General features: G+C 66.6%; 26 protein-coding genes and 2 pseudogenes. 18 read left to right on the forward strand and 10 right to left on the reverse strand.

Annotation, left to right across the window (positions count from 1 at the left end; translation table 11 throughout):
* Window positions 1–6: 6 nt before the first annotated feature.
* From mhpA to B6S44_RS00625, 3 genes are read right to left on the reverse strand one after another with little or no spacing between them, the layout of a single operon-like run.
* Window positions 7–1,647 (reverse strand): bifunctional 3-(3-hydroxy-phenyl)propionate/3-hydroxycinnamic acid hydroxylase MhpA, encoded by a 1,641-nt coding sequence (gene mhpA, locus B6S44_RS00615; protein ID WP_206735080.1) that lies wholly within the window; start codon window positions 1,645–1,647, stop codon window positions 7–9.
* Window positions 1,648–1,673: 26 nt separating this feature from the next.
* On the reverse strand, window positions 1,674–2,591 hold the full coding sequence (locus B6S44_RS00620; protein ID WP_129154876.1) for a VOC family protein: 918 nt from the start codon (window positions 2,589–2,591) through the stop codon (window positions 1,674–1,676).
* Window position 2,592: 1 nt separating this feature from the next.
* Window positions 2,593–3,612, reverse strand: a complete 1,020-nt coding sequence (locus B6S44_RS00625) for an amidohydrolase family protein (RefSeq protein ID WP_129154877.1) — start codon at window positions 3,610–3,612, stop codon at window positions 2,593–2,595.
* A gap of 216 nt (window positions 3,613–3,828) precedes the next feature.
* Between B6S44_RS00625 and B6S44_RS00630 the strand changes: the two genes are divergently transcribed.
* The 10 genes and pseudogenes from B6S44_RS00630 (at window position 3,829) to fabF (ending at window position 13,355) form a co-directional block, all read left to right on the forward strand.
* Entirely contained in the window at window positions 3,829–4,497 is a 669-nt protein-coding gene (locus B6S44_RS00630; RefSeq protein ID WP_129155536.1) for a GntR family transcriptional regulator, read from the forward strand.
* A gap of 150 nt (window positions 4,498–4,647) precedes the next feature.
* Window positions 4,648–5,535, forward strand: a pseudogene (locus B6S44_RS00635) (ATP-binding cassette domain-containing protein); the annotation flags it as partial.
* Between the two features lie 34 nt (window positions 5,536–5,569).
* Window positions 5,570–5,826 (forward strand): annotated as a pseudogene (locus B6S44_RS00640) (sugar ABC transporter permease); the annotation flags it as partial.
* A 68-nt stretch (window positions 5,827–5,894) separates the two neighbouring features.
* Complete coding sequence (locus B6S44_RS00645; RefSeq protein ID WP_248309380.1) at window positions 5,895–6,566, forward strand: CerR family C-terminal domain-containing protein; 672 nt, start codon at window positions 5,895–5,897, stop codon at window positions 6,564–6,566.
* Entirely contained in the window at window positions 6,563–7,519 is a 957-nt protein-coding gene (locus B6S44_RS00650) for an HlyD family secretion protein (protein WP_129154880.1), read from the forward strand. The genes B6S44_RS00645 and B6S44_RS00650 overlap by 4 nt, the downstream gene beginning before the upstream one ends.
* Window positions 7,520–7,548: 29 nt before the next feature.
* Window positions 7,549–8,448, forward strand: a complete 900-nt coding sequence (locus tag B6S44_RS00655; RefSeq protein WP_129155537.1) for an ABC transporter ATP-binding protein — start codon at window positions 7,549–7,551, stop codon at window positions 8,446–8,448.
* Window positions 8,445–9,587 (forward strand): ABC transporter permease, encoded by a 1,143-nt coding sequence (locus B6S44_RS00660; RefSeq protein WP_129154881.1) that lies wholly within the window; start codon window positions 8,445–8,447, stop codon window positions 9,585–9,587. Before B6S44_RS00655 ends, B6S44_RS00660 begins: the two co-directional genes overlap by 4 nt.
* A gap of 113 nt (window positions 9,588–9,700) precedes the next feature.
* Window positions 9,701–11,500 carry an SPFH domain-containing protein gene (locus B6S44_RS00665; protein WP_129154882.1) on the forward strand — a complete coding sequence of 600 codons (1,800 nt, stop codon included), beginning with the start codon at window positions 9,701–9,703 and terminating at the stop codon, window positions 11,498–11,500.
* Between the two features lie 61 nt (window positions 11,501–11,561).
* Complete coding sequence (locus tag B6S44_RS00670; protein ID WP_129154883.1) at window positions 11,562–12,080, forward strand: winged helix-turn-helix transcriptional regulator; 519 nt, start codon at window positions 11,562–11,564, stop codon at window positions 12,078–12,080.
* A 9-nt stretch (window positions 12,081–12,089) separates the two neighbouring features.
* The gene (gene fabF, locus B6S44_RS00675; RefSeq protein ID WP_129154884.1) at window positions 12,090–13,355 is read left to right on the forward strand and encodes a beta-ketoacyl-ACP synthase II; all 1,266 of its coding nucleotides are present in this window, start codon (window positions 12,090–12,092) and stop codon (window positions 13,353–13,355) included.
* Between the two features lie 18 nt (window positions 13,356–13,373).
* Here fabF and B6S44_RS00680 read toward each other — a convergent pair whose 3' ends face one another.
* Window positions 13,374–14,363, reverse strand: coding sequence for a zinc-dependent alcohol dehydrogenase family protein (locus B6S44_RS00680; protein WP_129154885.1), 990 nt, complete (start codon window positions 14,361–14,363; stop codon window positions 13,374–13,376).
* A 102-nt stretch (window positions 14,364–14,465) separates the two neighbouring features.
* Here B6S44_RS00680 and B6S44_RS00685 point away from each other — a divergent pair, with 102 nt between their 5' ends.
* Complete coding sequence (locus B6S44_RS00685; RefSeq protein ID WP_129155538.1) at window positions 14,466–15,362, forward strand: LysR family transcriptional regulator; 897 nt, start codon at window positions 14,466–14,468, stop codon at window positions 15,360–15,362.
* 25 nt (window positions 15,363–15,387) lie between these two features.
* Here the strand turns inward: B6S44_RS00685 and B6S44_RS00690 are convergent, their stop codons facing one another.
* Window positions 15,388–16,917: an acyl-CoA carboxylase subunit beta gene (locus B6S44_RS00690; protein ID WP_129154886.1), complete on the reverse strand. Its 1,530-nt coding sequence runs from the start codon at window positions 16,915–16,917 to the stop codon at window positions 15,388–15,390.
* Window positions 16,918–17,102: 185 nt separating this feature from the next.
* Here B6S44_RS00690 and B6S44_RS00695 point away from each other — a divergent pair, with 185 nt between their 5' ends.
* Genes B6S44_RS00695 through B6S44_RS00705 form a run of 3 tightly spaced genes read left to right on the forward strand, consistent with a single transcriptional unit; the run spans window position 17,103 to window position 18,411 of the window.
* Window positions 17,103–17,417 (forward strand): ArsR/SmtB family transcription factor, encoded by a 315-nt coding sequence (locus B6S44_RS00695; RefSeq protein WP_129154887.1) that lies wholly within the window; start codon window positions 17,103–17,105, stop codon window positions 17,415–17,417.
* Window positions 17,414–17,755, forward strand: a complete 342-nt coding sequence (locus tag B6S44_RS00700; RefSeq protein ID WP_129154888.1) for an SRPBCC family protein — start codon at window positions 17,414–17,416, stop codon at window positions 17,753–17,755. The genes B6S44_RS00695 and B6S44_RS00700 overlap by 4 nt, the downstream gene beginning before the upstream one ends.
* Window positions 17,756–17,805: 50 nt before the next feature.
* Window positions 17,806–18,411, forward strand: coding sequence for an ATP-dependent Clp protease proteolytic subunit (locus tag B6S44_RS00705; RefSeq protein ID WP_129154889.1), 606 nt, complete (start codon window positions 17,806–17,808; stop codon window positions 18,409–18,411).
* Here the strand turns inward: B6S44_RS00705 and B6S44_RS00710 are convergent, their stop codons facing one another.
* The 3 genes from B6S44_RS00710 to B6S44_RS00720 are packed head-to-tail and all read right to left on the reverse strand — an operon-like array spanning window position 18,412 to window position 20,626.
* Window positions 18,412–18,801: a DUF1801 domain-containing protein gene (locus tag B6S44_RS00710; RefSeq protein WP_129154890.1), complete on the reverse strand. Its 390-nt coding sequence runs from the start codon at window positions 18,799–18,801 to the stop codon at window positions 18,412–18,414.
* A 5-nt stretch (window positions 18,802–18,806) separates the two neighbouring features.
* Window positions 18,807–19,595: an ATP12 family chaperone protein gene (locus B6S44_RS00715; protein WP_129154891.1), complete on the reverse strand. Its 789-nt coding sequence runs from the start codon at window positions 19,593–19,595 to the stop codon at window positions 18,807–18,809.
* A 32-nt stretch (window positions 19,596–19,627) separates the two neighbouring features.
* Complete coding sequence (locus B6S44_RS00720; RefSeq protein WP_129154892.1) at window positions 19,628–20,626, reverse strand: P1 family peptidase; 999 nt, start codon at window positions 20,624–20,626, stop codon at window positions 19,628–19,630.
* Between the two features lie 244 nt (window positions 20,627–20,870).
* Here B6S44_RS00720 and B6S44_RS00725 point away from each other — a divergent pair, with 244 nt between their 5' ends.
* On the forward strand, window positions 20,871–21,527 hold the full coding sequence (locus tag B6S44_RS00725) for a Spy/CpxP family protein refolding chaperone (protein WP_164985667.1): 657 nt from the start codon (window positions 20,871–20,873) through the stop codon (window positions 21,525–21,527).
* Window positions 21,528–21,589: 62 nt separating this feature from the next.
* Here the strand turns inward: B6S44_RS00725 and B6S44_RS00730 are convergent, their stop codons facing one another.
* On the reverse strand, window positions 21,590–21,835 hold the full coding sequence (locus B6S44_RS00730; protein WP_129154894.1) for a hypothetical protein: 246 nt from the start codon (window positions 21,833–21,835) through the stop codon (window positions 21,590–21,592).
* 163 nt (window positions 21,836–21,998) lie between these two features.
* Here B6S44_RS00730 and B6S44_RS00735 point away from each other — a divergent pair, with 163 nt between their 5' ends.
* The 3 genes from B6S44_RS00735 to B6S44_RS00745 all read left to right on the forward strand — a co-directional run bounded on the left by B6S44_RS00735 (window position 21,999) and on the right by B6S44_RS00745 (window position 24,625).
* Window positions 21,999–22,715 (forward strand): MgtC/SapB family protein, encoded by a 717-nt coding sequence (locus tag B6S44_RS00735; protein WP_129154895.1) that lies wholly within the window; start codon window positions 21,999–22,001, stop codon window positions 22,713–22,715.
* A gap of 386 nt (window positions 22,716–23,101) precedes the next feature.
* A complete protein-coding gene (locus B6S44_RS00740; protein WP_129154896.1) occupies window positions 23,102–23,569 on the forward strand; it encodes a hypothetical protein in 468 nt (155 codons plus the stop codon).
* A gap of 267 nt (window positions 23,570–23,836) precedes the next feature.
* Window positions 23,837–24,625 carry a hypothetical protein gene (locus B6S44_RS00745; RefSeq protein WP_129154897.1) on the forward strand — a complete coding sequence of 263 codons (789 nt, stop codon included), beginning with the start codon at window positions 23,837–23,839 and terminating at the stop codon, window positions 24,623–24,625.
* 26 nt (window positions 24,626–24,651) lie between these two features.
* Here the strand turns inward: B6S44_RS00745 and B6S44_RS00750 are convergent, their stop codons facing one another.
* Window positions 24,652–25,341, reverse strand: a complete 690-nt coding sequence (locus B6S44_RS00750; protein ID WP_129154898.1) for a hypothetical protein — start codon at window positions 25,339–25,341, stop codon at window positions 24,652–24,654.
* Between the last annotated feature and the right edge of the window lie 193 nt (window positions 25,342–25,534).

The following is a 25,534-nucleotide window of genomic DNA, read 5'->3' on the forward strand; positions in this document are numbered from 1 at the left end:
GATCCTTTACGGGACGGCGCGGATGGGTTGAGCGTGGTGGAGCCCGGTCGCAGCCGGAGTGATGCGGGCTCGCAATTCGTCGAGCAGGGCGCCGAGCGCGACATCGTCGGCGGCGGTGCCGAAGACATAGTGGTCCGGCCGCACGATCGCGGCGCGGCAGCCATGCGCGGCGAACCAGCGAGCGAGCACGCCGTCCCGCTCTGTGACCGCGTTGTCGGCACGCGCGGCAGGAGCACGTATCGGATCGGATGACACCATGATCAGGCGCAGCCCGAGCGCGGAGACCTGTCGCGATAGCCCCGGCGGCAGCTTCGCGGCCAAAGTTGGCTCGACGATCAGCCGCAGGCCGGCGCCAGCGACCGCGTCGAGCCGACCATACCCCTCCGGTGACTTCACCCAGGGCTGCGGGAAGAGCGTGCCTTTCGCGGCATCGTCGCGGGTCGTTAGCAACCCGGTGACGAGCGGCGGAACGATCTCTTGGCGCGTGATGGTGCGCGGCTGCCCGCCGCCTTCTGCGAGGATGCGGGCATCTCGCGCGCGGGCGGCTACCGGGTCACGCTCGCATATCACCTGACCGATCGCCTTTATCCTCGTCGTCAGCTCGCGAACATGGCGGCTGCGTTCCTCCTCATAGCTGTCGAGCAGGCTCTCATCGGAGCTGCCCTCCAGCACGCGCGCGAGCTTCCAGATCAGATTGGCGACGTCACGCACGCCCTGGCACATGCCCTGCCCGATGAAGGGCGGCTGCTGATGGGCCGCGTCGCCGGCGATGAAGACGCGGCCGTCGCGCCACCGTTCGGCGACCAGCGCATGGAAGCGATAGCTCGCCGCGCGCCAGAGAGTGGCGTCGGCCGGCGTCAGCCAGCGCGCGAGCAGCGCCCAGACACGATCAGGCGTCTGGGCTTCCTGCGGATCCTCGCCCGGCAGGAGCATGATCTCCCAGCGGCGGTGACGGCCGGGGCCGATGATGAAGGTCGTCGGGCGGCGCGGGTCGCAATACTGCGCCGCGGTCTGCGGCAGCTTGTCGGCGACATCCTCGTTAATCAGCACGTCGACGACCAGCCAGGGTTCGTCGAAGACTAGGTCCGCGAGCCCGATGCGGAGCCGCTCGCGCACGCCGCTGGATGCGCCGTCGCAGGCGATCACATAGTCCGCGCGGACCGTCCGGCGCGAACCATCGTCGCCCGCCAGGGTCAGCGTGACGCCGGTCTGCGTCTGCTGGAGGCCGACGAGCTCCGTCCCGAGCGAGACCTTCACGCCTTCATAGCGCCCTGCATGCTCGCGCAAGGCGCCCTCCACCGGCGGCTGGGTGAAGACCATGGTCGGCGTGTAGCCGAGCGGATAGGGCTCCGGCACCATGTCGATGCGGCGGATGAGCTGGCCATCGGCGCCGAAATGCTCGGAGGCCGGAAACGGCGCCACATATGGCAGCACCTGCTCGGCGACGCCGAGATTGTCGAGGAGCCGCATGATCTCGTGATCGATCGCGATGGCGCGGGGCTTGTCGTAGACCGCGCGCTGCCGGTCGATGACGAGGCTGCAGATGCCATGGTGCCCGAGCAGGCTCGCGGCGACCGCGCCGCTCGGGCCGAAGCCGACGACGACGACCTGGTAGTCGTTTGGGGATGGGAGGTCTGGTTCGTTCAAGGGAGAATCCTGCCGTTCCGATCTGGTCAGCGGGCGCCCGGCGGCATGGCCGCGGGGCGATAGACGATGGCGGCTTGCGCGACCTTGACGTGGTCGCCCTTGGGCGGCGCGATGCCCCAATGGTCGGTTCGCCCCGGCGGCCAGACCCATTCTTCCGGCCCGCGCATGCGGTAGCTGTCGTCGACCTGCAGCACCTCGGCGGTGAATTCGACGACGAAGCCGACGGGATCGATGAAATAGGCGAAGACATTGTCGCCCGGCCCATGCCGGCCCACGCCCCAGGCGATCGGATAGCCGGCATCGACGAGGCGGCCTGAGGCACGCATCACCGATTCCCAGTCGGGCACGAGGAAGGCGATGTGGTTCAGCCCGTTCGCCTTGGCCTCGGCCAGCACCACGGCGTGGTGGTCGCTGTTGCAGCGCAGGAAAGCCATGATCTTGGAGCGGTCCGTCAGGACGAAGCCCAGCGCCTCTTCGTAGAACGCCGTCTCCGCAGCCACGTCGGCGCTGTTGAGGTTCACATGCGCCAGCCGCAGCGGCCGGTCGCGCTCCTCCTTTGCATCGGCATGCAGCCGGTCGCCCTGGACGAAGCGGAAGATGCCGCCCTGCGGCTCGCGGATTGCCATCATTGTCCCGCCATCGGGCTCGGGATTGGCCGCCGGCGGCGAAAGCAGCGTGGCGCCATGGGCGACGGCTCGTGCGGCGAGCATGCCGAGATCCTCGGCGGCATCGACCCTGAAGGTCACGGACAGGATCGCCGGGCTGTCGCTGCCGTGCAAAGCGAGCACATGGTGATCGGCCCCGCTCGCGCGCAGATGGACAGCCCCGTCCTGCCGGGCGGCGACGGCTAAGCCCCAGACCTCCGTGTAGAAGCGCTCCGAACCTTTGAGGTCCGGCGTTCCGATGGCGACGCTACGCAGGCCGGTGACGGGAAAATGTGTCATGTCAGGCCTCGCCCTCGCGCCCGAGGAAGGTCGCAGCGTTCTCGCTGAGCAGCCGTTTGCGCAGACGCTCGTCGATAAAAGCCGTTTCGATGCGCTCGACCGGCCTCCGTTCGTGGAAATTGAACGGGTAATCCGTCCCGATCATGATCTGCGTCTCGCCGAAGAGGCTGGTCAGGTGCCTCAGAGTCGGCTCGTCATAGACCAGCGCGTCGTAGAACAGGCGCCGCGCCTGCTCCGTCGGCGACAGCGCGATGCTCTCCTGCAGCGCCGGGAAGACACGCCGGCCTTCTTCCAGCCGCGGCAGCAGCAGGCCGAGCGTGCCGCCGCCATGGCTGAAGGCGATCCGCAGCTTCGGCCGGCGCAGCATCAGGTTCGAGCAGATCACCGAGGCTGCCGCGAGACCGACCTCGCCGGGATAGGCCAGCACCTGCTGCAACTGCGCGGGCCCGACCAGCCGATCCTGGCCGCAGGGACGCACGGCATGGACGAACACGGCCGCGCCCAACTCTTCCGCCGCCTCGAAGAACGGATCGAAATCAGGGGAACCGATCGGCTTGCCGTTGACGTTGCTGCCGACCTCGACCCCCGCGAAGCTCGAATCCCGCATCAGCCGGGCGAGTTCCCGGAGCGCGCGATCCATATCCTGCAGCGGCACCGCGCCGAGCCCCACGAGCCGGCCGCCAGCCTCCGCGACCATGCCAGCGATCTGGTCGTTGACATAACGCAGCAATTCGGCGGCGGGCTCGGCTTCCATCCAGTAGGAGAGCAGCTCCGGCATCGGCGAGATCGCCTGCAGGGAGAGGGCCATGCCGTCGAGATCGGCGAGGCGCTTCGGAACGTCCCAGCAGCGATCCGAGACCGTGCGATAGGTCCGGCCGTCGATCACGATGTGCCGATGGCACTCATGCGCGGGGGCGGTCGATGGCCAGCCGGTGGGCGGCGCCACCTTGAGGAAGACCGGAAACGTCGCCGGCACGACATGCGCGTGAATATCGACACCGCAGGCGCAGCGCGCCTTCATCCGACTTCCCTCGACTGCTGCTGCCGGCACCGTTTCCGCCCCGTCGATTGCAGATTTTTTGTCTGCCTTCTTATATTGCGAAATTTTTAGATGTGAAGCATTAATTTATAAATTATTTGCCGGAGCTACAGCGTGTACAAATCAAGTAGGGGAATCGCGGCCGCGTCGAACATGCTGCCGGCCGATCCCGCCGAGGCTCAGGTTCAAGCGTTCCGCATGCACGCACCCATTCCCTCAACCCGCACGTTGGATCTCTATGACAAGCTGCGGGACGATCTTTTGTCCGGCCGGCTGAAGCCGGGACAGAAGCTGCAGATGCGCTTCCTGATGGATACCTATCAGGCTGGACAGACGCCCTTGCGCGAAGCGCTGAACCGGTTGACCTCCGAGGGGCTGGTGGAAGCCCGCGAGCAACGCGGCTTCCTGGTCCCGCCCGTCAGCCGGTCGGAGCTTCAGGAACTGACGACGACGCGCTGCTGGCTCGAAGCACTGGCCCTGCGTAAGTCGATGGAGGCCGCGACGCCGGCCTGGGAGGAGGCGCTGGTCGTCGCCCATCACCGTCTTAGCCGCACGCGCCGCTCGCTAAATCCCGACCAATTCGAGGACAATCCGGAATGGGAGCGGCTGCACCGCATTTTCCATCGCACGCTGATCGGCCAGTGCGGATCCACTCCGCTGATCGGCTTTTGCGAACATCTCGCCGACCAGCTCTATCGCTACCGGCGCCTCTCGATCCGCCGGGCATTCCCGACCCGCAAGGTCGCCGACGAGCATCAAGCGATCATAACCGCTGTCTTGGAGGGGGAAGTCGATCACGCCGTCGGGCTGCTGGAGCACCACTATCAACAAACCGCGGATGTGATCCTCGAAGATCCAGCGCTTTGAAGGGAGCAGTTTCCTGGAGGATGCCTTCAGCTTTAGATTATCGAGCTGGCCAAGCCGGGCGCGATTTGCGCGACCGGCCGCCGGCACCTCCCTTAATCCGTTACCACAGCGCGGCGGCGGCCTTGGTCCCGCTATGTCACTTCGCCTTCGGTCGAGGAAGACCGCATCATCCGCAGCATGGTCGATCGCGATCTCGAACACCGCTATCCCAAGCGCGAGCCGAAAATCGGCGAGGTGATCTTCCGGATCGAGGGCTGGACAGTGTTCCATCCGCAGGATGCCGGCCGGCGCGTGATCAAGGGCGTGGATTTCCAGGTCCGGCGCGGCGAGATCGTCGGCATCGCCGGGTTGATGGGCGCAGGCCGGACCGAATTCGTCATGAGCGTCTTTGGCCGCTCCTATGGGCGCCAGATCAGCCGCACGGCGACGCTGGAGGGCCGCGAGGTCGATCTCTCGACGGTGCGCCGCGCCATCGATGCAGGGCTCGCCTATGTCACTGAGGATCGCGAGGAGCTCGGGCTCATCCTGGCCGAGGACATCCGCAAGAACATGGCGCTGGCCAACCTCGCGGCGGTCGCGCCCGGCGGGGTCGTCGACGACATGGCCGAGCTCAAGGTCGCGCAGGGCTACCGCACGCGAACGGGAATCTGCAGCGCCAGCGTCTACCAGGAGGCCGGCCAGCTTTCGGGCGGCAACCAGCGAAGGTCGTTGCTGTCGAAATGGCTCTTCACGGAGCCCAAGGTCCTGATCCTGGACGAGCCGACGCGCGGCATCGACATCGGGGCCAAATACGAAATCTGCTGCATCATCAACGAGCTGGCGGATTCGGGGCGCGGCGTCATCGGGATCTCCTCGGAGATGCCGGAACTGCTGGGAATCTGCGTGATGAATGAAGGCGCCTTTGTCGGCGAATTCGCGGCCGCCGATGCAAGCCAGGAAAAGATCATGCGCGCTATCATGCGCAATGGGGAGGCCAGACATGAGCGGCGATATCCGGAGCGGCGAAACCTTGAGCGGCGGGCCGGTGCGTCCGGCTAGTAACCATCTGAAGACGGGCCTGCGCGACTACGGCATGCTGATGTCGCTGGTGGCGATCATGCTGTTCTTCCAGGTCGTGACGGGGGCACGCTGCTGCGGCCGCTGAACCTCACCAGCCTCGTCCTGCAGAACAGCTTCATCGTCATCATGGCGCTGGGCATGCTGATGGTCATCGTCACGGGACATATCGATCTTTCGGTCGGTTCGGTCGCTGGCGTGGTCGGCGCGGTCGCGGCCGTGCTGATGGTGCGCTACGAGATGCATTTCGTGCCGGCCGCCCTGATCTGCCTGGCGCTTGATTGGGCACATATTCAATCAATCGATTGATTGAATTGTAAAGCCGTGCTATGTCTCTCGTCATGGCACGCGCATCCATCCTCAACGACGCCGAAGGCACGCGGCAGGCGCTGATCCGGACAGGGCTCGACCTGTTCGGCCGCAACGGCTTCGACGCGACCTCGACGCGCGAGATCGCGCAGGCGGCGAAGGTCAACAGCGCCGGCATCGCCTATCATTTCGGCGGCAAGGACGGGCTGAGGCAGGCCTGCGCCGAGGCGATCATCGCCCGGATCCAGGCCGTTCTGGCGGGCGCTGCGCCCGTGGCCGCGATCATGGCCGGTACGGCCGATCGGGACGCCGCAGCCGAGCAGCTGCTGTCGCTGGTCGAGCGCATGGTCGCCTTCCTGACGACAGCGCCGGAGAGCGAGCTGATCGCGCGCTTCGTCGTGCGCGAGATGCTGACGCCTGGCCCGGCCTTCGAGACGATCTATGGCGGGTTGTTCGAGCCGGTGCATCGGCGGGTCTGCGGGGTCTGGGCAGCAGCGACCGGCATGGAGCCGGAGGCGCCAGCGACGCGGCTCGCCGTCTTCGCCGCGATCGGCCAGGTCGTCTATTTCCGCATCGCACGGCCGGCGGTCACTCGCCGCATGGGCTGGAACGGCATCGGTCCGGAAGAAGCGCGCGCCATCGGCGAAACCGTCAGGTGCTCGGTCCGCGCCAGCATCCTCGCCTGCAGGGGAGAGATATCATGATCCTCGACTTCATCTGCTCCTTCGCCATCGCCGCCTCGCTCGGCGTCTGCGCGCCGCCGACGACCCGCGTCGTCGGTTATGCCGAGGGCGAATATGTCCGGCTCGGGCCGATCGACACGGCGCGGATCGAGAGTGTCGCGGTCCGCCGCGGCGAGCGTGTCGTACCTGGCGCGCTGCTCGCCGAATTGCAGGCCGACGATGCCCGAAACGCCGTCGCCGAGAGCGAGGCGCGTCTGGTCCAGGCGCAGGCACAGCTCGCCAACCTGCTCAGCGGCAAGCGGCCGGAGGAGATCGCCGTGATCGAGGCGGTCGCCGCCTCGGCGAAGGCGCAGGAACGCGAGTCGGAGCGGGCGCTTGAACGCCGGCAGGATCTCTTCCGCCGCGGCGTCTCGACCCAGGCCGATCTCGACCAGGCCCAGACGGCGCGCGATGTCGCGACAGCGCGAGTGCGCGAGACCGTCGCCAATCTCAACGTCGCCCGGCTGGCGGCGCGCGAGGAGGAGATCAATGCGGCGCGCAACCAGGTGGCGCAGGCGCAGGCCGCGCTCGACCAGGCGAAATGGCGGCTCGGCCAGCGCAAGCTGATGGCGCCGGCCGCCGGGATCGTCACCGATCTGGTGCGTCATCCCGGGGAACTCGCCGGGCCGTCGGCGCCGGCGCTGACGATCCTGCCCGATGGCGCGGTCAAGCTGATGCTCTATGTGCCGGAGGCGCTGCTCTTCGGTACCACCGTCGGCACGCGGCTCGATGTGCGCTGCTCGGGCTGTCCTCAGGGGCTTGCCGCCACCGTCTCCTATGTCTCGCAGGAGCCGGAATTCACGCCGCCGGTGATCTATTCGGCCGAGACCCGCCAGAAGCTGGTCTATCTCGTCGAGGCGCGGCCTGAGGGCGGGCCGGCGGCTCGGCTCCAGCCTGGTCAGATCGTCGATGTCATGCTGCGGGGGCGGCGGTGAGCGACGACAACGTCATCGACGTCCGCGGGATGACCAAGCGCTTCGGCAAGCGCACCGTGGTCGACAATGTCGACCTGACCGTCCGGCAGGGCGAGATCGTCGGCTTCCTCGGGCCCAACGGCTCCGGCAAGACCACGACGATCCGGCTGATCTGCGGACTGCTCACCCCCGATGCCGGGGAGGGCACCGTGCTCGGGCTCGACGTCCGGACCCAGAGTGCGCAGATCAAGCTCCAGGTCGGCTACATGACCCAGAAGTTCTCCTTCTACGAGGACCTGACGATCGAGGAAAACCTGACCTTCGTCGCCCGGCTCTATGCGCTGAAGCCGGTCGAGGAAGCGGTCTCGCGCACACTCGACAATCTCGGTCTGACCTCGCGCAAGGACCAGCTCGCCGGCACGCTCTCGGGCGGCTGGAAGCAGCGGCTGGCGCTCGCCGCCTGCATCATGCACCAGCCGAAACTGCTTTTGCTCGACGAGCCGACCGCCGGCGTCGATCCCAAGGCGCGACGCGAGTTCTGGGACGAGATCCACCGGCTCGCTGGCGATGGCCTCACCGTGCTGGTCTCGACCCATTACATGGACGAAGCCGAGCGCTGCCACCGCATCGGCTACATCGCCTATGGCCGGATGCTGGCGACGGGAACCGTCGAGGAGGTGGTCCGCGGCTCCGGGCTTTCGACCTATGTCGTCCATGGCGCGCTGAAGCCGGCCGAGATCGCCGACCTCGCGAAGACCGACGGCGTCGAGCAGGTCGCGCCCTTCGGGACGACGCTGCATGTCGTCGGCACCGACAAGGAGAAGCTGCAAGCGGCGCTGGCGCATCTGAAGGATCGCGCCGGCATCCGCATCGAGCCGGACGCGACCAGCCTGGAGGACGTCTTCATCCAGTTCATGGCCAAGGCCCAGGCCGAAGGGAGAGCGGCATGAGCACTGTAGCCCTGCTATCGGCTGGCCGGCTCGGCGCGGTGCTGGCCAAGGAGTTCGTGCAGATGCGGCGCGACCGCATCACCTTCGCGATGATGCTGGTGGTGCCGATCATCCAGTTGTTGCTGTTCGGCTACGCGATCAACAACGATCCCAAAGGCTTGCCGGCGGCGGTTCTGGCGCTGGGGCAGGATCGCTACACCCGCTCGGTCGTCGCGGCGCTCGAGATCTCCGGCTATTACCGCTTCGCCAAGCGCCCGGAGAGCGCGGCCGAGGCCGAGAGCCTGATGGCGCGCGGCGCGATCTCCTTCCTCGTCACCATCCCGAGTGATTTCGGCATGCGCGTCGAGCGCGGCGACGAGCCGCGCATCCTGGTCGAGGCCGATGCGACCGATCCGGCGGCGTCGAGCAACGCGGTCGGAGCGCTCCAGACCATCGCCAGCCGGGCTTTGACGCGGGCGCTCGGCACCGACGAGCTGAAGCGCGAGCAGAGCGAGAGTGCGCTCTCCTTCGTGGTGCACCGGCGCTACAATCCGGAGGGGATCACCCAGTACAACATCGTGCCCGGCCTGCTCGGCGTCATCCTGCAGATGACCATGGTGATGATGACGGCGATGGCGCTGACCCGCGAGATCGAGCGCGGCACCATGGAGAACCTGCTCGCCATGCCGGCGACGCCGGGCGAGATCATGCTCGGCAAGGTCTTGCCCTATCTCGCCGTCGGCAGCGTTCAGGTCGGCGTCGTGCTTTCGGCGGCGAAGTTGCTCTTCGGCGTGCCCTTCCTCGGCAGCCTCGCGCTGCTGCTGACCTGCGTCACCATCTTCGTGCTGGCGCTGGTGCTGCTCGGCTACACGATCTCGACCATGGCGCGCACGCAGCTGCAGGCAATGCAGCTGACCTTCTTCTTCTTCCTGCCCTCGCTGCTGCTGTCGGGCTTCATGTTTCCCTATGCCGGCATGCCGCTCTGGGCGCAGTGGCTCGGCGAGATCTTTCCGCTGACGCATTTCCTGCGCGTGGTCCGGGCGATCATGCTTAAGGGCGCCGATCTCGGCGATATCGGGCTGGAGGTCGTCTATCTCTCGGCCTTCGTGCCGCTCTATGCCGGCATCGCGCTGATGCGGTTCAGGAGCACACTGGATTAATCGCGTCGCGGCGCAGATTTCGCGCGGCGCCGGCTAAGCACGCGAATCCGCTTGACTATGCGTCAGGGCGGCGATCCCCTGCCGATCCCGTCGCTAGGAAGTCGATCGCGTCCATGCTGATCCTGATCCTCACGCTTCTGGCCGTATTGCTTGCCGTGGTCTTCGCTCTGCTCGCCCGCCGCGGCGACCCGAACACCGTCATCGCCGAGCGGGAAGGCCAAACGCTGAAGCGCGGGACCGGCTTCAACATGGCCGCAATCATCTCCGTGCTGATCGCGGTCTTCCTGTTCGCCTCGACCTCCTATGTCGTGGTCGGTCCGAACGAGACCGGCCATCTCAGGCGCATCTATGGCGGCTCCGACCTGCCGACCGGCAAGATCATCGCGATCGATGGCCAAAAGGGGCCGCAGGCGGATGTGCTCGGTCCCGGATTCCATTTCATCCCCTTCGTCAACGTGCTCTATCAGGCCGAGCAGCTCGATTTGGTCACGGTGCCGAACGGCAGCTATGGCCGGCTGGTCGCCAAGGACGGCCTGGCTTTGCCGTCAGGCGTGTTCATGGCGCCGGCCATCCCCGACGACAAGGTCGCCGGCATGCTCGACGGGCGTACCTTTCTGACCACCGGCGGCTTTCGCGGCGCGCAGGAGACCGTGCTGAAGCCCGGCGTCTACCGGCTCAATCGCTATCTCTTCGATGTCGAGATCAACAACCGGACCGTGGCCAGCATCGTGCCGGCCGGCTTCGTCGGGGTGATCAAGTCAAACGTCGCCGCGCCGGGCGTCGCCTGCCGCGAGGAGAAGGTCCAGACGGCCGATACGTCCGACGCGATCGTCGTGCCGGTGGTGCCTTCAGGTTGCGTCGGCATCTGGCGCAGTGTGCTGCTGCCGGGCGCCTACTACCTCAATCATCAAGCCTATGAGATGACGCAGGTCGACACTCGCGTGCAGACCTGGGAGTACAAGGGTGGTTTCCGCAAGCGCATCATCGATCTCTCGGTCGACGATCAGGGCCGCATCCGCCAGGTCGAGCGTTTTGTCGAGCAGCCGACGCCGAAGGAAGCGGCCGACCAGGCCATCTTCGTCAAGATCGAGGGCTGGGACATTCCGGTCGAGCTCCGCGTCGTCGTCCAGGTGCCGCCGGAGAACGCGCCGGTCGTGGTCGGCGGCGTCGGTGGTCTCGAGCAGATCGAGGACCGTATCCTTACGCCGACCATCCGCTCGATCGTCCGCAACGTCGCGGGCTCCTCGATCCGGGTGCCGGTGCGCAATGCCTCTGGTGAGCTTGCGCCCGGGCAGTTCCAGACCCGGCCGACCCGCGTGCTCGACCTGATCGACAATCGCGACGCGCTCGAGAGCACGATCGAGCAGCAGATCAGGATCGAGGGGCGCAAGGCCGGCATCGAGATCAAGGAAGTGCGCATGGGCGAGCCGTCGATCCCGCCGGAACTGCTGGTCTCGCGCTTGCGTGAACAGCTCGCCGAGCAGCTTTCGCGTGCCTACTCCCGCGAGACCGAGGCACAGAAAGTGCGCCTCGACACCGAGGCGGCCCGCGCCCGCGCCGATCAGCAACGCGAATTTGTCGCCGCGCAGATCGGCGTCCAGGTCGCCGAGCAGCGTCAGAAGGAGCGCCAGCTGCTCGGCCAGGCCGAGCGCGGCTATCTGGAAGAGCTGGCCAAGGGCCAGAACGCCCAGGCCAACGTGCTCGGCCAGGATCGCGTCGCCTATCTGCAGGCGCTGGAGAAGGTCTTGGCGACGCTGGAGAAGAAGCCGGAGCTGGTGACCCTGGTCGGCCGTCTCGTGCCGAACACGGTGGTGACCGGCGGCGGCGACGGGCTCGCTGGCGCTGCGGCCCTGTTGTCGGGGGCTCTGACCGGCGCGGGGGCGCCTGCGAGGAATGCCAGCGGCGCACGGTGAGTCAGGTCGCTGCCGATAGCAGCTTGCAAAATGATAGTGACTGCGGTAGCGGGACTGGGCCATGCAGCCCAAGCTCGCCCCGCTTGCCGAATGTCCCTGCGCCCGCGCGGTTGAAACCGTCGGCGAGTGGTGGAGCATATTGATCCTGCGCGATGCGCTGCTGCGTGGTCTCTCCCGCTTCGACGAATTCGAGCGCAGCCTCGGCATCGCGCCGAACATGCTGGCGCGCCGGCTGAAGCATCTGGCGCAGAGCGGGCTGTTCGAGCGACGCCTCTATAGCGAGCGGCCGAAGCGCTACGAATACGTCCTGACCGACAAGGGCAGGGATTTCTTCCCGGTCATCGCTGCGTTGATCGGCTATGCCAACCGGCATCTCGCGCCGGAGGGCGCGTCGCTGCTGCTGGCTGAGCGGGAGACCGGAGCGCCGGTCATTCCGGTCACGGTCGATGCTGCGACCTTGCGGTCGATCACCGTCGAACGCATCACCGTCATCGCAGGACCGCGCGCCAGCGCCGGCATGCGGGAGCGTCTCGCTCGCGCGGCGGCGCAGAATGCAGCTGCACAGCCCAAGTCGAACTAGGAGCTTTCCATGCCTCGCATCGTCGTCACCGGACTGGGCGTCGTCTCGCCCCTGGGCTGCGGAGCCGAGCTAGCCTGGCAGCGCCTGCTCGCCGGCCGCTCGGGCCTGCGCCGCCTGCCCGAAGCGATCGCCGAGACCCTGCCGGCCAAAGTCGCCGGCGTCGTGCCCAGCAAGGCTGAGGATGCCGAGGGCGGCTTCGATCCCGATGTTGCGATCGCGCCGAAGGACCAGCGCAAGATGGATCGCTTCATCCAGTTCGCGCTGGTCGCCGCCAGGGAGGCGCTGACCCAGGCCGGCTGGCAGCCGCAGGACGAGGCGGAGCGCGAGCGCACCGCGACGGTGATCGCTTCGGGCATTGGCGGCTTCCCGGCAATCGCCGAGGCGGTGAGGACCACCGACCAGCGCGGCGTGCGCCGGCTCTCGCCTTTCACCATTCCCTCCTTCCTGGTCAATCTCGCTGCCGGCCAGGTCTCGATCCAGCATGGCTTCAAGGGGCCGATCGGCGCGCCGGTCACGGCCTGTGCGGCCGGCGTCCAGGCGATCGGCGATGCGGCGCGGATGATCCGGGCCGGCGAGGCCGACATCGCGCTCTGCGGCGGCAGCGAGGCCTGCGTCGATCTCGTCGCGCTCGGCGGCTTTGCCGCAGCGCGAGCGCTTTCGACCGGCTTCAACGACGAGCCGGAGAAGGCCTCGCGCCCCTTCGACCGTGACCGCGACGGCTTTGTGATGGGCGAGGGCGCCGGAATCCTGGTGATCGAGGCGCTGGAACATGCGCAGGCGCGCGGCGCGACGATCCTCGCCGAATTGACCGGCTACGGCACCAGCGCCGACGCCTATCACATCACCTCCGGCCCCGAGGATGGCTCAGGCGCACGCCGGGCGATGGAGACGGCGCTGAAGCAGGCGGGCCTGAAGCCCGGCGATGTCCGCCATCTCAACGCCCATTCGACCTCGACCCCGGTCGGCGACCGCGGCGAGCTGGCGGCGGTGAAAGCCCTGTTCGGCAACGACGGCGGCATCGCGATCAGCGCGACGAAAGCGGCGACCGGCCATCTGCTCGGCGCGGCCGGCGGGCTGGAGGCGGTCTTCACCATCCTCGCCTTGCGCGACCAGATCGCGCCACCGACGCTCAACCTCGAGAACCCGGACGAGGATGCGGCCGGGCTCGATCTGGTGGCGAAGACGGCGCGGCCGCTCGCGATGGAGCATGCCATTTCGAACGGCTTCGGCTTCGGTGGCGTCAATGCGAGCGTGATCTTCAAGCGCTGGGCCTGAGCGGCGCGGCCCGAGCCTTCAGAGCGTCACCACGACCTTGCCGAACTGCTCGTTCGATTCGAGGTAGCGGTGTGCCTCGACGATCTCCTCGAACGGGAAGGTCCGGGCGATGATCGGCTTCAGCGAGCCATCGCTCAGTCCGTCGAGGATGAAGGCCTTGGCGGCGGCGAGACGTCCGGGATCACCGGTGATCTCGTGGACGAGATAGCCGCGCAGCGTCAGGCTCTTGCTGAGGACGTGGAAGAGCGGGAAGGGAGTCGCCTCGGGACTCTGGCCGCCATAGTTGATCAGCAGCCCACCGCGCCCCATCGCCGCGGTCAACGGCAGGAAGGCCGGGCCACCGACGGCATCGAATACCACCCTGATGCCATCCTCGCCGGCGATGCCCTTCAGGCGGGCTTCGACGTCGTCCTCGCTCGATGCGGCGACATGGGCGGCGCCGGCCTCGCGCAGCGCCTGCGCCTTTCGCGAGGTCCGCGTCACCGCGATCGGTATCGCGCCAATGCGGTTGGCGATCTGGATCGCTGCGAGTCCGACACTGCTTGACGCGGCGGTGATGAGGACGTGCTCGCCCTCGCTCAACCGCGCGATGTCGATCAGCGCGCCATAAGCGGTCAGATACTGCATCCAGCTCGCCGCGGCCGCCTCCCAGCCGAGCGTCGACGGGTGCTTGATCGCGAGCTCGGCCGGGACGGTGACGAGTTCGCCATGGACCGGCCAGCGCACCATCGAGCGCGGCGGCACCAGGCTGACGGTATCGCCGGGCGAGAGACCTTCGACGCCTTCGCCGATGCGCTCGATCAGGCCGGCGGCTTCGAGACCGAGCCCCGAGGGAAAGTGCGCCTGCTCGATGTAAGTCCCCGAGCGGAGCAGGGCTTCGGCCCGGTTGAGGCCGAGCGCTTTGGTCCGGATTTGGATTTCGCCGGGGCCGGGAGGTGCGACGTCGACCTCCTCGATCGTCAGGACCTCTGGGCCGCCGTGGCGGTGGAAGCGGACTGCGCGTGCCATGCTCTAAATCCAAAGCAGAGTGAGTGAATGAGCTATGACAGCGGCTTAGTTCGCGATAAATCATAGCCTGTGATCGATAATCGGAACCGTTGATTTCGAATGATGGATCGCCTCGCCAGCATGGCCGCCTTCGTCAGGGCGGTCGACCTCGGCTCCTTCGCGGCAGCGGCGGCGGCGCTCGATCTCTCTGCGCCGATGGTCGGCAAGCATGTCCGCTTCCTGGAGGGGCGCCTCGGCGTGCGCTTGCTCAACCGCACGACGCGCCGGCAGAGCCTGACCGAGTTCGGCCGTGCCTATTACGAGCGCTGTCGGACCGTTCTCGCCGAGGCCGAGGCCGCCGATGCGCTCGCCGCCGACCAATTGGGCGAGCCGCAAGGCAAGCTCAAGGTGGCGCTACCGGTGCTGTTCGGTCGGCGCTGCATCATGCCGATCCTGCTCGGCCTTGCACGTCGCCATCCAAAGCTGGAACTCGACCTCGCCTTCGGTGACGGCTTCGTCGATCTCGCCGAAGGCGGGCACGACCTCGCCATCCGCACCGGTGAATTGCACGACGCGGCCAATCTCGTGACGCGCCGCGTCGCCCGCCAGCGCATGATCGTCTGTGCCGCGCCGTCCTATCTCGAAGCTCACGGCAGTCCGGCACGTCTTGCCGATCTCGCCGATCATGACGCGCTGATCTATCGCCGCTCCGGCCATGTGCGGCCCTGGCTGTTCCCGCGCGAGGGCGGCCAGCCGGCGGAGGTCATGCCGCGGCATCGCTTGCGGCTCGACGATCTTGAGGCGATCGCCGATGCGGCCGTGCTCGGCATGGGCCTCGCCTGGCTGCCGTCGTGGCTGGTGCGCGAGCGCCTGCAAGCCGGCGCACTCGTCGAATTGCTGCCCGGCGAGGGGCGATTGCCCTACGACGTGCATGCACTCTGGCTGCAAACGCCGCATCTGCCGCCGAAGATCCGCGTCGCAATCGACGCGCTGGCGGCGGAGCTGCCGGGGCTGATGTGAGGCCGCCCCGGCGCCGAAGCTCCGCTCAGAGCGGAATATTGTCGTGCTTGCGCCAGGGCCGCTCGACGCTCTTGGTGCGCAGCATGGCGAGGGCCCGCGCGATCCGACGTCGCGTCGAATGCGGCATGATCACCTCGTCGACATAGCCGCGCTCGGCCGCGACGAAGGGAGACATGAAGCGGTCCTCATACTCCTTGGTCTGGCGCGCGATGGTCTCGGCGTCGCCGCCGCGGAAGATGATCTCGACCGCGCCCTTGGCGCCCATCACAGCGATCTGGGCCGTCGGCCAGGCATAGTTGACGTCGGCGCCGATGTGCTTGGACGCCATCACGTCATAGGCGCCGCCATAGGCCTTTCGCGTGATGATCGTGACCAGCGGCACGGTGCATTCGCTGTAGGCGAACAGGAGCTTGGCGCCGTGCTTGATCAGGCCGCCATATTCTTGCGCCGTGCCCGGCAGGAAGCCGGGAACGTCGACCAAAGTGACGATCGGGATCTCGAAGGCGTCGCAATAGCGCACGAAGCGGGCGCCCTTGCGGCTGGCGTCGGAATCGAGCACGCCGGCCAGCACCATCGGCTGGTTGGCGACGATGCCGACGGTGCGGCCCTCGATCCGGGCGAAGCCGGTGACGATGTTGCCGGCATAAGCCTGCTGGATCTCGAAGAAGTCGCCCTCGTCGACGACCTTCAGGATCAGCTCCTTGATGTCGTAGGGCTTGTTCGGATTGTCCGGGACCAGCGTGTCGAGGCTCATGTCGACGCGGTCCGGCACGTCGAAGCTCGGCCATTCCGGCACGCCGACGGTGTTGTTGGCCGGCAGGAAGTCGATCAGGCGGCGGACCTGCAGCAGTGCCTCGACATCGTTCTCGAAGGAGCCGTCGGCGACCGAGGACTTGCTGGTATGGACCTTGGCCCCGCCGAGCTCTTCCGAGGTCACGGTCTCGTTGGTGACGGTCTTCACCACCTCCGGGCCGGTGACGAACATGTAGCTGGTGTCGCGGACCATGAAGATGAAGTCGGTCATTGCCGGCGAATAGACGTCGCCGCCGGCGCAGGGGCCCATGATCACCGATATTTGGGGGATCACCCCCGAAGCCTGGACGTTGCGCTTGAAGACCTCGCCATAGCCGCCGAGCGCCGCGACGCCCTCCTGGATGCGGGCGCCGCCGGCGTCGAACAGGCCGACGATCGGCGCGCGCATCTTCAGCGCCATGTCCTGGATCTTGATGATCTTCTGGGCGTGGGTCTCGGAGAGCGAGCCGCCGAAGACGGTGAAGTCCTTGGAGAAGACGAAGACGGTGCGGCCATTGACCGTGCCCCAGCCGGTGACGACGCCGTCGCCGGGGATCTTCTCGCCCTTGTCCATGCCGAAATCGACGGCGCGATGCTGCACGAACATGTCGAACTCCTCGAAAGAGTCCCTGTCGAGCAGGAGCTCGATGCGCTCGCGGGCCGTCAGCTTGCCGCGCTTGTGCTGCGCCTCGATGCGGCGCTCGCCGCCGCCGAGGCGGGCGCCTGCGCGCCGGTCTTCGAGCTGTTCGAGAATGTCCTTCATGGAGCCCCCGCGAGCCGAGCTATATCGTCATCCGGCTTAAGGGCGGAAGGCTGGGCTGTCCACCGCGCGCGGGTGCGGCTTTGGTGCAAGACCGGGTTGGATGACGTGCGCGGCCCGGGGGGATCGCAGCGACGGCTGCGATAAGCCTCCTTGTAAATCAGATAAGTGTGTGCTTATGTATCGTCATGTTGGAGCAGGACATCTTCAAGGCGCTGGCCGACCCGACCCGCCGGGCGATCTTCGAGAAGCTCGCGGCTGGTGGCATGAACGCCAGCGCATTGCGCGAGGGCATGGCGATCAGCCAGCCGGCGATGTCGCAGCATCTTGCCGTGCTGCGCACGGCAAAGCTGGTGCGGGAGGAACGGCAAGGGCGCTTCGTCAATTACGAGGTCGACCCGGACGGGCTTGCCCTGATCGCGCAATGGCTGGCCAAGTATCGTGCCTACTGGCCGGCGCGCATCGATGCCCTCAAGGATCTGCTGCGGGATATGGACCAATGAGCGAGAGCAAGACAAAGGATCGGACGAAGCAGCTGGTCTTCGCCTACCAGCTCGATGCGCCTCCCGAGAAGGTCTGGCGGGCGCTCAGCATTCCCGCATTCCGCGAGAGATGGCTGCCGGCCGAGGTCGAAGCGCTCTCCTCCGTCCCGGGGGAGGAGGTGCGCTACCGGCTGAGGGACGAGGAGCCGCCTTTCCTGGAAAGCGTCGTGACCTTCCAGCTCGCGCCGAACGAAGGCGGTACCGAGCTACGGATCATCCATAGCCTGACCGATGCGAGACTGAGTCAGCCGCCGGTGCCCGCGAACAGCAACCAGCCGCTGATGCTGCGCGCCGCCTGACGCGGCTCGCAAGCCAAACCATCAACAATCCGAACCCGAGGAGGTCGTCGATGCACGGCACGATGCAGCTCGTCCCTATGGTCGTCGAACAGTCGACCCGCGGGGAACGCTCCTTCGACATCTATTCGCGCCTGCTGCGCGAGCGGATCGTCTTCCTCAGCGGGGAGGTCAATGACGGGTCGGCGTCGCTGATCTGCGCCCAGCTGCTCTTCCTCGAGGCTGAGAACCCGAAGCGGCCGATCCATTTCTACATCAACTCGCCGGGCGGCGTGGTCACCAGCGGCTTCGCGATCTACGACACCATGCGCTACATTAGCTCGCCCGTGCACACGCTCTGCATGGGCACGGCCCGGTCGATGGGCTCATTCCTGCTGATGGCGGGCGAACCGGGCGAGCGCGTGGCATTGCCCAATGCCAGCCTGCACGTCCATCAGCCGCTCGGCGGCGCGCAGGGCCAAGCCTCGGACATCCTGATCCATGCCGAGGAGATCCAGAAAACGAAGCGTCGGATGATCCGGCTCTATGCCGAGCATTGCGGGCGCAGCGAGGAGGAGGTCGAGCGCGCGCTCGACCGGGATCGCTTCATGAGCGCCGAGGAGGGGCTGGAATGGGGGCTGATCGACCGGATCATGACCGAGCCACCGCCGGCAGCGTGATTACAGGCTCGGCTTGCTCGGATCGCCGAGCTCGCGGTTGAGCGCGACCGCGGCGCGCACCAGCTCGGTTGCGACGGCGGGATCGACCGCGTCGCCCTCGCGCAGCACCATGGTGGCGAGCTCGAACTTGCCGCCCGGCTTCAGGCGGGGCTCGATACCGCGCAGCCGCTTGCCGCGCCAGAAGCCGAAGAGCACGCGCTCAGCCTCGGCCCGGATCAGCAGCACCGGCCCGTTCGAAAAATAGACCAGATGCGTCCACTTGATCCACTCCTCGAGCGGGGCGGCGGCCTTCACCGCCGTGCGCAGCGCCTCGACTGTCGCCAGCCGCCAGCCGTCGAGCTGGGCGACATAGTCGGCCGGGTTGTCGGCCTTGGGCGCGCCGGGAAACATCGCTTCTAGCCCTGCATCAGCAGCAGCACGGCGGCGTCATACTCCTTGCGGCGGAGGATGCGACGCTCGGCCGCTTCCTCGTCCTGCCCCCAGATGCCGATCTGGTAGTCCTCGTCGAGATGGGCGGCGGCCCAGGCTGCCTCGGCGTCGATCAGGCCCTCGGCGAGGGCGAGCATCAGGATGGTCGAGCCGGTCAGGGTCATGACATTGTGGGCGCCGGCGAGCGCGACCGGGGAATGGATCGCGGCGACACGCCTGGCCACCGCGTCGAGCACGGTCAGCGGCTGCTCGGCGAAGACCACGCCTTGCGCCATGACGAAGCGGCCGCCGATGCGCTCTTCCAGCGCCGCGATCAGTGGGGTCCAGACCTCGTCCTGCCGCTCGACCAGCGCTTCGGGCTCGCCGGCGCGGTAGCAGAGTGCATCGCTGCCGGCATAGCGGACGATCTCGGCGCGGACGGCCTCGTCCTGGTCGGCGACGCCGTCTAGCGCCGAGTTGACCAGCCGGGTCAGCGGCATGCGGGCTGGATCGATCTGCCCTTCCTGTGCTTGCCATTCCTCCGCGAGCGCGTCGGCGACGGCGCGCGAGGCGACGGCGAGCGGCTTGCGGGCCGGGGTGCGGGCGGTGCGCCCGTCAAGCGCGACATGGAACAGCCCGTCGCGCTCCAGCGCCTCGGCCTTCTCATAGAAGCGCTTGGGCAAGGCATTGCGCATCGCTTGCTGGGCGGCGGCGACGGGATCGGGCTGGCGCTGGCCGGCGGCGCCGAAGCGGGCGAGAAAATCATCGGTCGACATGGCGCGCGGTCTAGCACGGCGCCCGGCGCAGGTCAGCCACCGAACCTGTCGCGCCAGGCCGGCTTGGCGAGGGAGAAGGGCAGGGTGGTCGCGTTGTAGACGGCTCGCGCCACGGCCCGCGCCAGCACGTCGGCGGCGGTCGCGCAGAGCTCGGTCAAGGCATAGGCGTCGGACGGTGCGCCGCTATGGCCGGTCGCGGCGGCGAAGACGACGTCGCCATCGAGCGGGGCATGCACCGGCCGAAGCGCCCGGGCGAGCCCGTCATGGGCGCAGAGCGCCATGCGCTTGGCTTGCGCCTTGGTCAGCACCGCATCGGTTGCGACGAGGGCAATGGTGGTGTTGGCGCCGGGGCCACCCTTGAAGCGCAAGGCGAGGTCCTCGGGCGGGATCGCCGCCGGCCAGCCGCGGCCACCGAATTCGAGGCCGTGCTCGTACGGGCTTGCCCAGAAATGCGGGCTATCGCCGATCGTCGCCGAGCCGACGGCGTTGACCGCGACCAGAGCGCCGACGATTTGGCCGGTCGCGGCGACCGCGCTCGCCGAGCCGAGCCCGCCCTTGAGATTGACCGTGGTCGCGCCATGGCCGGCGCCGACGCTGCCGAGCGCGAACTCGGCTGCCGCGGCGGTACAGGCTTTCGTGGCGAGCGTACGATAGGGCGCCTCGCCGTCGCCGCGGGCGAAGGGCTTGTCGCCACCATTGGCGAGATCGAACAGGATCGCCTGCGGCACGATCGGCACGCGGTAGCCGCCGATCGGGAAGCCCCGTCCCTCCCGGGCCAGCCAGTTCAGGGCGCCGTCGGCGGCGGCGAGGCCCCAGATCGAGCCGCCGGAGAGAACGATGCCGTCGACATGCTCGACCGTCATGCCCGGCTCGAGCAGCGCGGTGTCGCGCGTGCCAGGTGCGCCGCCGAGGACAGCGACGGAGGCGATGCTCGGCCGCTCGAACAGGGCGACGGTGACGCCGGTCGCGGCGGCGGCATCCTCGGCATTGCCAACGACAATGCCACGAACGTCGGTGATGAGATTGCGCACGATGAAACTCGCTGCCGACCGGAGATGAGCGAACCGCTCGGCCGCATGCTGCGCCGATTCGGCGCCGGGCGGCGATCAAGATCGGAACTTCGTGCTCGCCGGTGCGTCATGCCGACATTACGATCTTGTCATGCGCGCGCCATGGCCGGGTCAGGCCGGCTCCGGCACCTTGGTGATATCGCGACCCGGCTTCGAGACCCGCAAAGCGACCGTTCTTGTAGGACCACAATCCCGGAGACTTCGCATGAAACGCATCGCCCTCATCGTCGCCTCCAGCGCCGCGGCCGTCGCGGCGACGCTGGCGATCGCCCAACCGCAGCCGATCCCGCCCGCACCGGGCAGCACTCCGCCGGCACAGCAGCAGAGCGAGCCGCGCGGTGACCGCGCCGAGCGCGGCGACCGCTCCGACCGGCGCGAGGAATGGCGTCAGCGCCGGGCCGAACGTGCGACCGCCCGGATGAACGAGCGCCTCGCTCAGTTGCGCACCGACCTCAAGCTTAAGCCTGAGCAGGTGCCGGCCTTCGAGAAGGTCGAGGCGTTGATCAAGCGCAATGCCGAGCAGCGCCGCGAGAGCTTCGCCAGGATGCGCGATCAGCGCGAGAATTTCAGGGACGCCGACATCATGGAGCGGCTCGACATGATGGCGAACCGCCAGGCCGAAAGGGCCACCCGCAGCAAGGAGATGGCCGAGGCGGTCCGCCCGCTCTGGTCGACGCTCTCGGACGAGCAGAAGACCGTGGCGCGCCGGGCCGTGCGCCAGACGATGTCGGAAGGTCGAGAGCACATGCGCGAGATGCGCGGGCGTAGTTGGCACGGCCGCGACGGCGACCGTGATCGCGACGACGATCGTGGCCCGCGCCGCTGGCGCGACCGCGGCCATGACGACGATGATCGCGGCTGAGATCGCAATTTGTCAGGCGAGGCGAGGGCGGTCCGGCAGGGCCGCCCTTTTGCTTGGTAAACTCAGGTACCGACCGCGTCCTTGACGCATTTCGTCGTGAAGCTCGTCTTGGCGGCGCCAGCGAGTTTCTTGTCGGCCGCCTGCTTGTCGCAGGCCGCGCCGGCGTCCTTCTCGCATTTGGTGACGAAGCTGGTCTTGGCCGCTCCGGCGAGCTTCTTCTCGGTGGCCTGAACGTTGCAGCTCGGGCTCTGGGCGAAGGCCGGAGCCGAGAGGCCGAGAGCGAGAACTGCGAAGATGAGCATCTTCATGGCGCGATGATCCCTGTGGCGGCGCTTCAACGCTAGCTGAGTCGCAACGTAGCGTCATGGCGCCGCTTCGCCAGCCTTCGCTTCATTGAACCGTCACATCGTGCCGGCTATAGGCCGCAGGATCGCGGCGGTTGGAAGCGCGCCGCGTCACGGGAGCAGGCGCATGCGCTTCATCCAGACCTTCGACCTCTACCCTTTCCTCGACTCGGTCGTCAGCCTGCTGGCAGCCTTCGTGCTCGGCGCGCTGATCGGGGCCGAGCGCCAGTACCGGCAGCGGACGGCGGGGCTGCGCACCACGGTGCTGGTCGCAGTCGGTGCCGCCGCCTTCGTCGATCTCGCCATGCGCATGGCCGGCGCGCATGAAGCGGTGCGCGTCGTCTCCTATGTCGTTTCCGGCATCGGCTTTCTGGGCGCCGGCGTGATCATGAAGGAGGGGATGAACGTCCGCGGCCTCAACACCGCCGCGACGCTCTGGTGCGCGGCTGCGGTCGGCGCCTGCACCGGCGCCGACATGGTGGCCGAGGGCGCGCTGGTCACCGTCTTCGTCATCGCCGGCAACACCCTGCTGCGGCCATTGGTCAACGCGATCAACCGCAGCCCGATCAACGAGAAGGCGTCCGAGGCGACCTACGAGGTCGTGGTCACCACCGATCCGGAGGCGTTGCCCTCGGTGCGCGAGGCGATGGTCGAACTGCTCGAGCAGGCGAACTATCCGGTCGGCGACGTCAAGACGGTGGAGCGCGGCGAAGAGGCGATCGAGATCGTCGCGACGCTGATCAGCACAGCCGTCGAGCGCAAGGAACTCGACGCCGTGGTCGAGCGCATCGAGCGCTTGGCCGGCGTCACCCATGCGACCTGGGAGAGCAGTACGAGTGATTGAGGGGCGTGCTGGCACCGCGAGTGCGCCACTCTGGGGTGTACCCTGATGTTGCGAGGGCTGCAGTTTTTCAGGTGAGATTCCAGCGTGCCGCCCCTCTTTCAGCTTGCAGTTGCGTCGAGCCGTTATGATACCGTGTGGTTGTTGGGAGGGGCGCAGCCGTGAACCCGTTTAGGAACCTTCGGGTGAACTTGCTGGCGAAGGGCGGCTGGGCGATCATCGCTGTGCTTTCGATTTGCATAACTATGGTGGGCATCTTCGGTCAGGGCGAGCTCGCGAGTAAGGCGCTTACAACCCTCTCCACTGCGGCCTTATTTGCTCTTGGTGCGATGGCTATGTGGCCGCGCGACTGATCCAACGGCAGAGAGGGCGATGGCTGGAGGGCTGCCTTGGGCTGGCTATCAAACAAAATCGGTCAATGGGCTCTTGCAACCCAAGAGCGAGAGCTTTCGGATTTTGTGAAGAAGTTAGAGCTTGTTGATGCGGATGAACTTGGGGGCTTTGTCGCCTTCAGCCTCATCTACGGCCGGTCACTTGAGGCAAGCCTACATACCGACCCTTACGAGCCTGCGGTGATTGTCGTGCATCACCCGCTCCTCCCGATGAAGATCGTGTCTGACATCAAGCAGCTTCAACGCGAAGGGAAGCAGCTCCTCGCTGGCGGAGCAATGACATGGCTCCACACCATACGAGCGACAGCGAGTATCGAGCTTCGCCCGCTGGGCCGTCAGCTCTGGCATAACGTCAATAGGGGCGCTCCCTTTGCAGAGGATGTGGCTTTCGACCTCGGCCTTCACGCGCTGGTGCCTTGGGGAAACTTAGGGCGAACGCCCGCCGGCTTAGGACCGCGAGCCTGACGCGATGACTCGCTTGTTGATCGCGCCGTCCGCAGCCTCCGTGGCGTTGCTCTACAAGAAGCGCGAGGAGGCCACGGGGGAAACAGGGAAGCGGCCGGAGAGAGGTGGGCTGAAAGTTTTTTTGCTGGATATTCCGGCGGAGCAGCACCAGTCCGTCGCGTTGCCGATCCAGATCGAGTTGAGCAGGGCAGAGCATGTGCCAGCCCTCAGCAATCCACTCTTAACGAGGGCTGCAACACCGTGGCACCGCGTCGGAAGAAGTCGAAAGTGGACACCGGCCCGGTGCATGCTGGTTTTGATGCGTTAGACAGCGCTTCCGAGCGGGCCGTGGCTATATCGGAACGTAACATCGGAAAGACACATACGGGCCGGCAGCGCCGTGCCTTGGCAGTTTTCTCGAAGCTAATCGTTCACAATATGGCCATGATACTTTTAACGAAGAAGTTCTTCGACGACGAAGAGCGTGGGCTGCTGGATCATTTCTCTCTGGCTTCACTAGCTCGGTCATCTCTAGATGCAGCTCTAATGACGATGTACATTTCCGAGCCTAGCCTAAATCTGACGCGGTGGGATTTTCGGCGGCAGTTGTTGTTTTTGCACGATACTAACAATCGAAGTCGCTTTCTCAAGCCTCTCCGTAAGGATGGGGTAGAGTTTGGGTTTTTCGAGAATGCCGATGCAGTGAGAGACGGCATAAGGTCGAAGTTGGGCAAGCTCGGCGCAGAGCTACTCTACAGTCAGGAGAAAATCGCGGACTATCAGCGCGGCTTTCATATATTTGTTGATGGTGTCCGAGGCGCGGTGCGAGAAGCGGGCTGGGATGTTGATGAGTTTGAGTTCAATCAGTCGTATCTCTCCGCATATGTCCACTCGCATCCGGTTAGTTTCATCCGGTTGGATGAGCATCAGGTGACGTTCGAAGGCGCGTCGCAGTTCCAAGTGGACTTCTGCCACTACCTGCTCGAAATGACGGCTGGCTATCTGGCATCCGTCGCGGATCGAATGGACGCTTTTAGTCTGCCGGGGGAGGGCGATCCCAACGGGCATCTCGAATGACTGTCGATCACCTTAATCTGCTGCTGCTAATGCCGCGCTCCCTCCGACCCCTTCATCTCCACCTCGAACTCCACCAACTGCCCGAACAGCGGCACCTTCCGGAAATCCTCATCGAACTCGCGGCGGGCGTGCCTCGTCTGCTTTCGGCTCTCGAAAACCCCCAGCCACGCCAGGGGGCGCAGGACGCGTGACATCATGGCGAACTCGGGGAGGTCGGGCCTCGGCACCTTGTCGAGCGTGTCCATGATCGTGCAGGCAGACATCAGGTCGCCCGCGCTCGACCAGTTATGCGCCGTGACCGACAGGCTCCAGAGGACCACGCCCATGTGGTGCTGCGGCCAGAACTCGATAGGGTTCCTGTCGAAGTCCTGAAGGTTGACCTTCCAGAACACCGCTTCAAACAGTTCAGCCAGCAGGGCAGGGGCCGCTTCAGGGGCCAGCAGAGCCTTCCCCGTCTTGGTCGCCTTCAGGACTCCCAGGCGCTTCCTCAAGAGCCCCGCAGCCTGCAGCACGATCCTCGTGAAAAGGACCCCGTAGGCGTCATCTTCGTTGATGACCTTGTTCATCGCCAGCGTGGTGGCCTTGTCGTAGCCCGGCCATTCCGTGCGATCGAAGACGTGCCAGACATCGGCACGCTTCAAAGCACCGGCAGGCGTGAGGACAAGCCCGCCTTTCTCCACGGCAAGCGCCAGCAGGAGCCTCGCGGCGTGGACCATCGGGACCTGAAGGGCGGCCTCGATGGGGACGTTATGGGGCGTGAGGCGGAGCGCCTGCGGGACCCTGCCGGGCGGCTCCAGGAGCGCCTTGAGAGAGCCGGGCTGAAGATGCGTCCATGCGGGAGGGATTGAGCTCACGCCAGGAACGTAGGCGGGCCGGAGCGAAGGCTCAACAGCCAGCCTGCAAGCGTGT

It is taken from the genome of Allobosea sp. Tri-44 (assembly GCF_004123845.1).
In the GTDB taxonomy this organism is placed as follows: Bacteria; Pseudomonadota; Alphaproteobacteria; order Rhizobiales; family Beijerinckiaceae; genus Allobosea.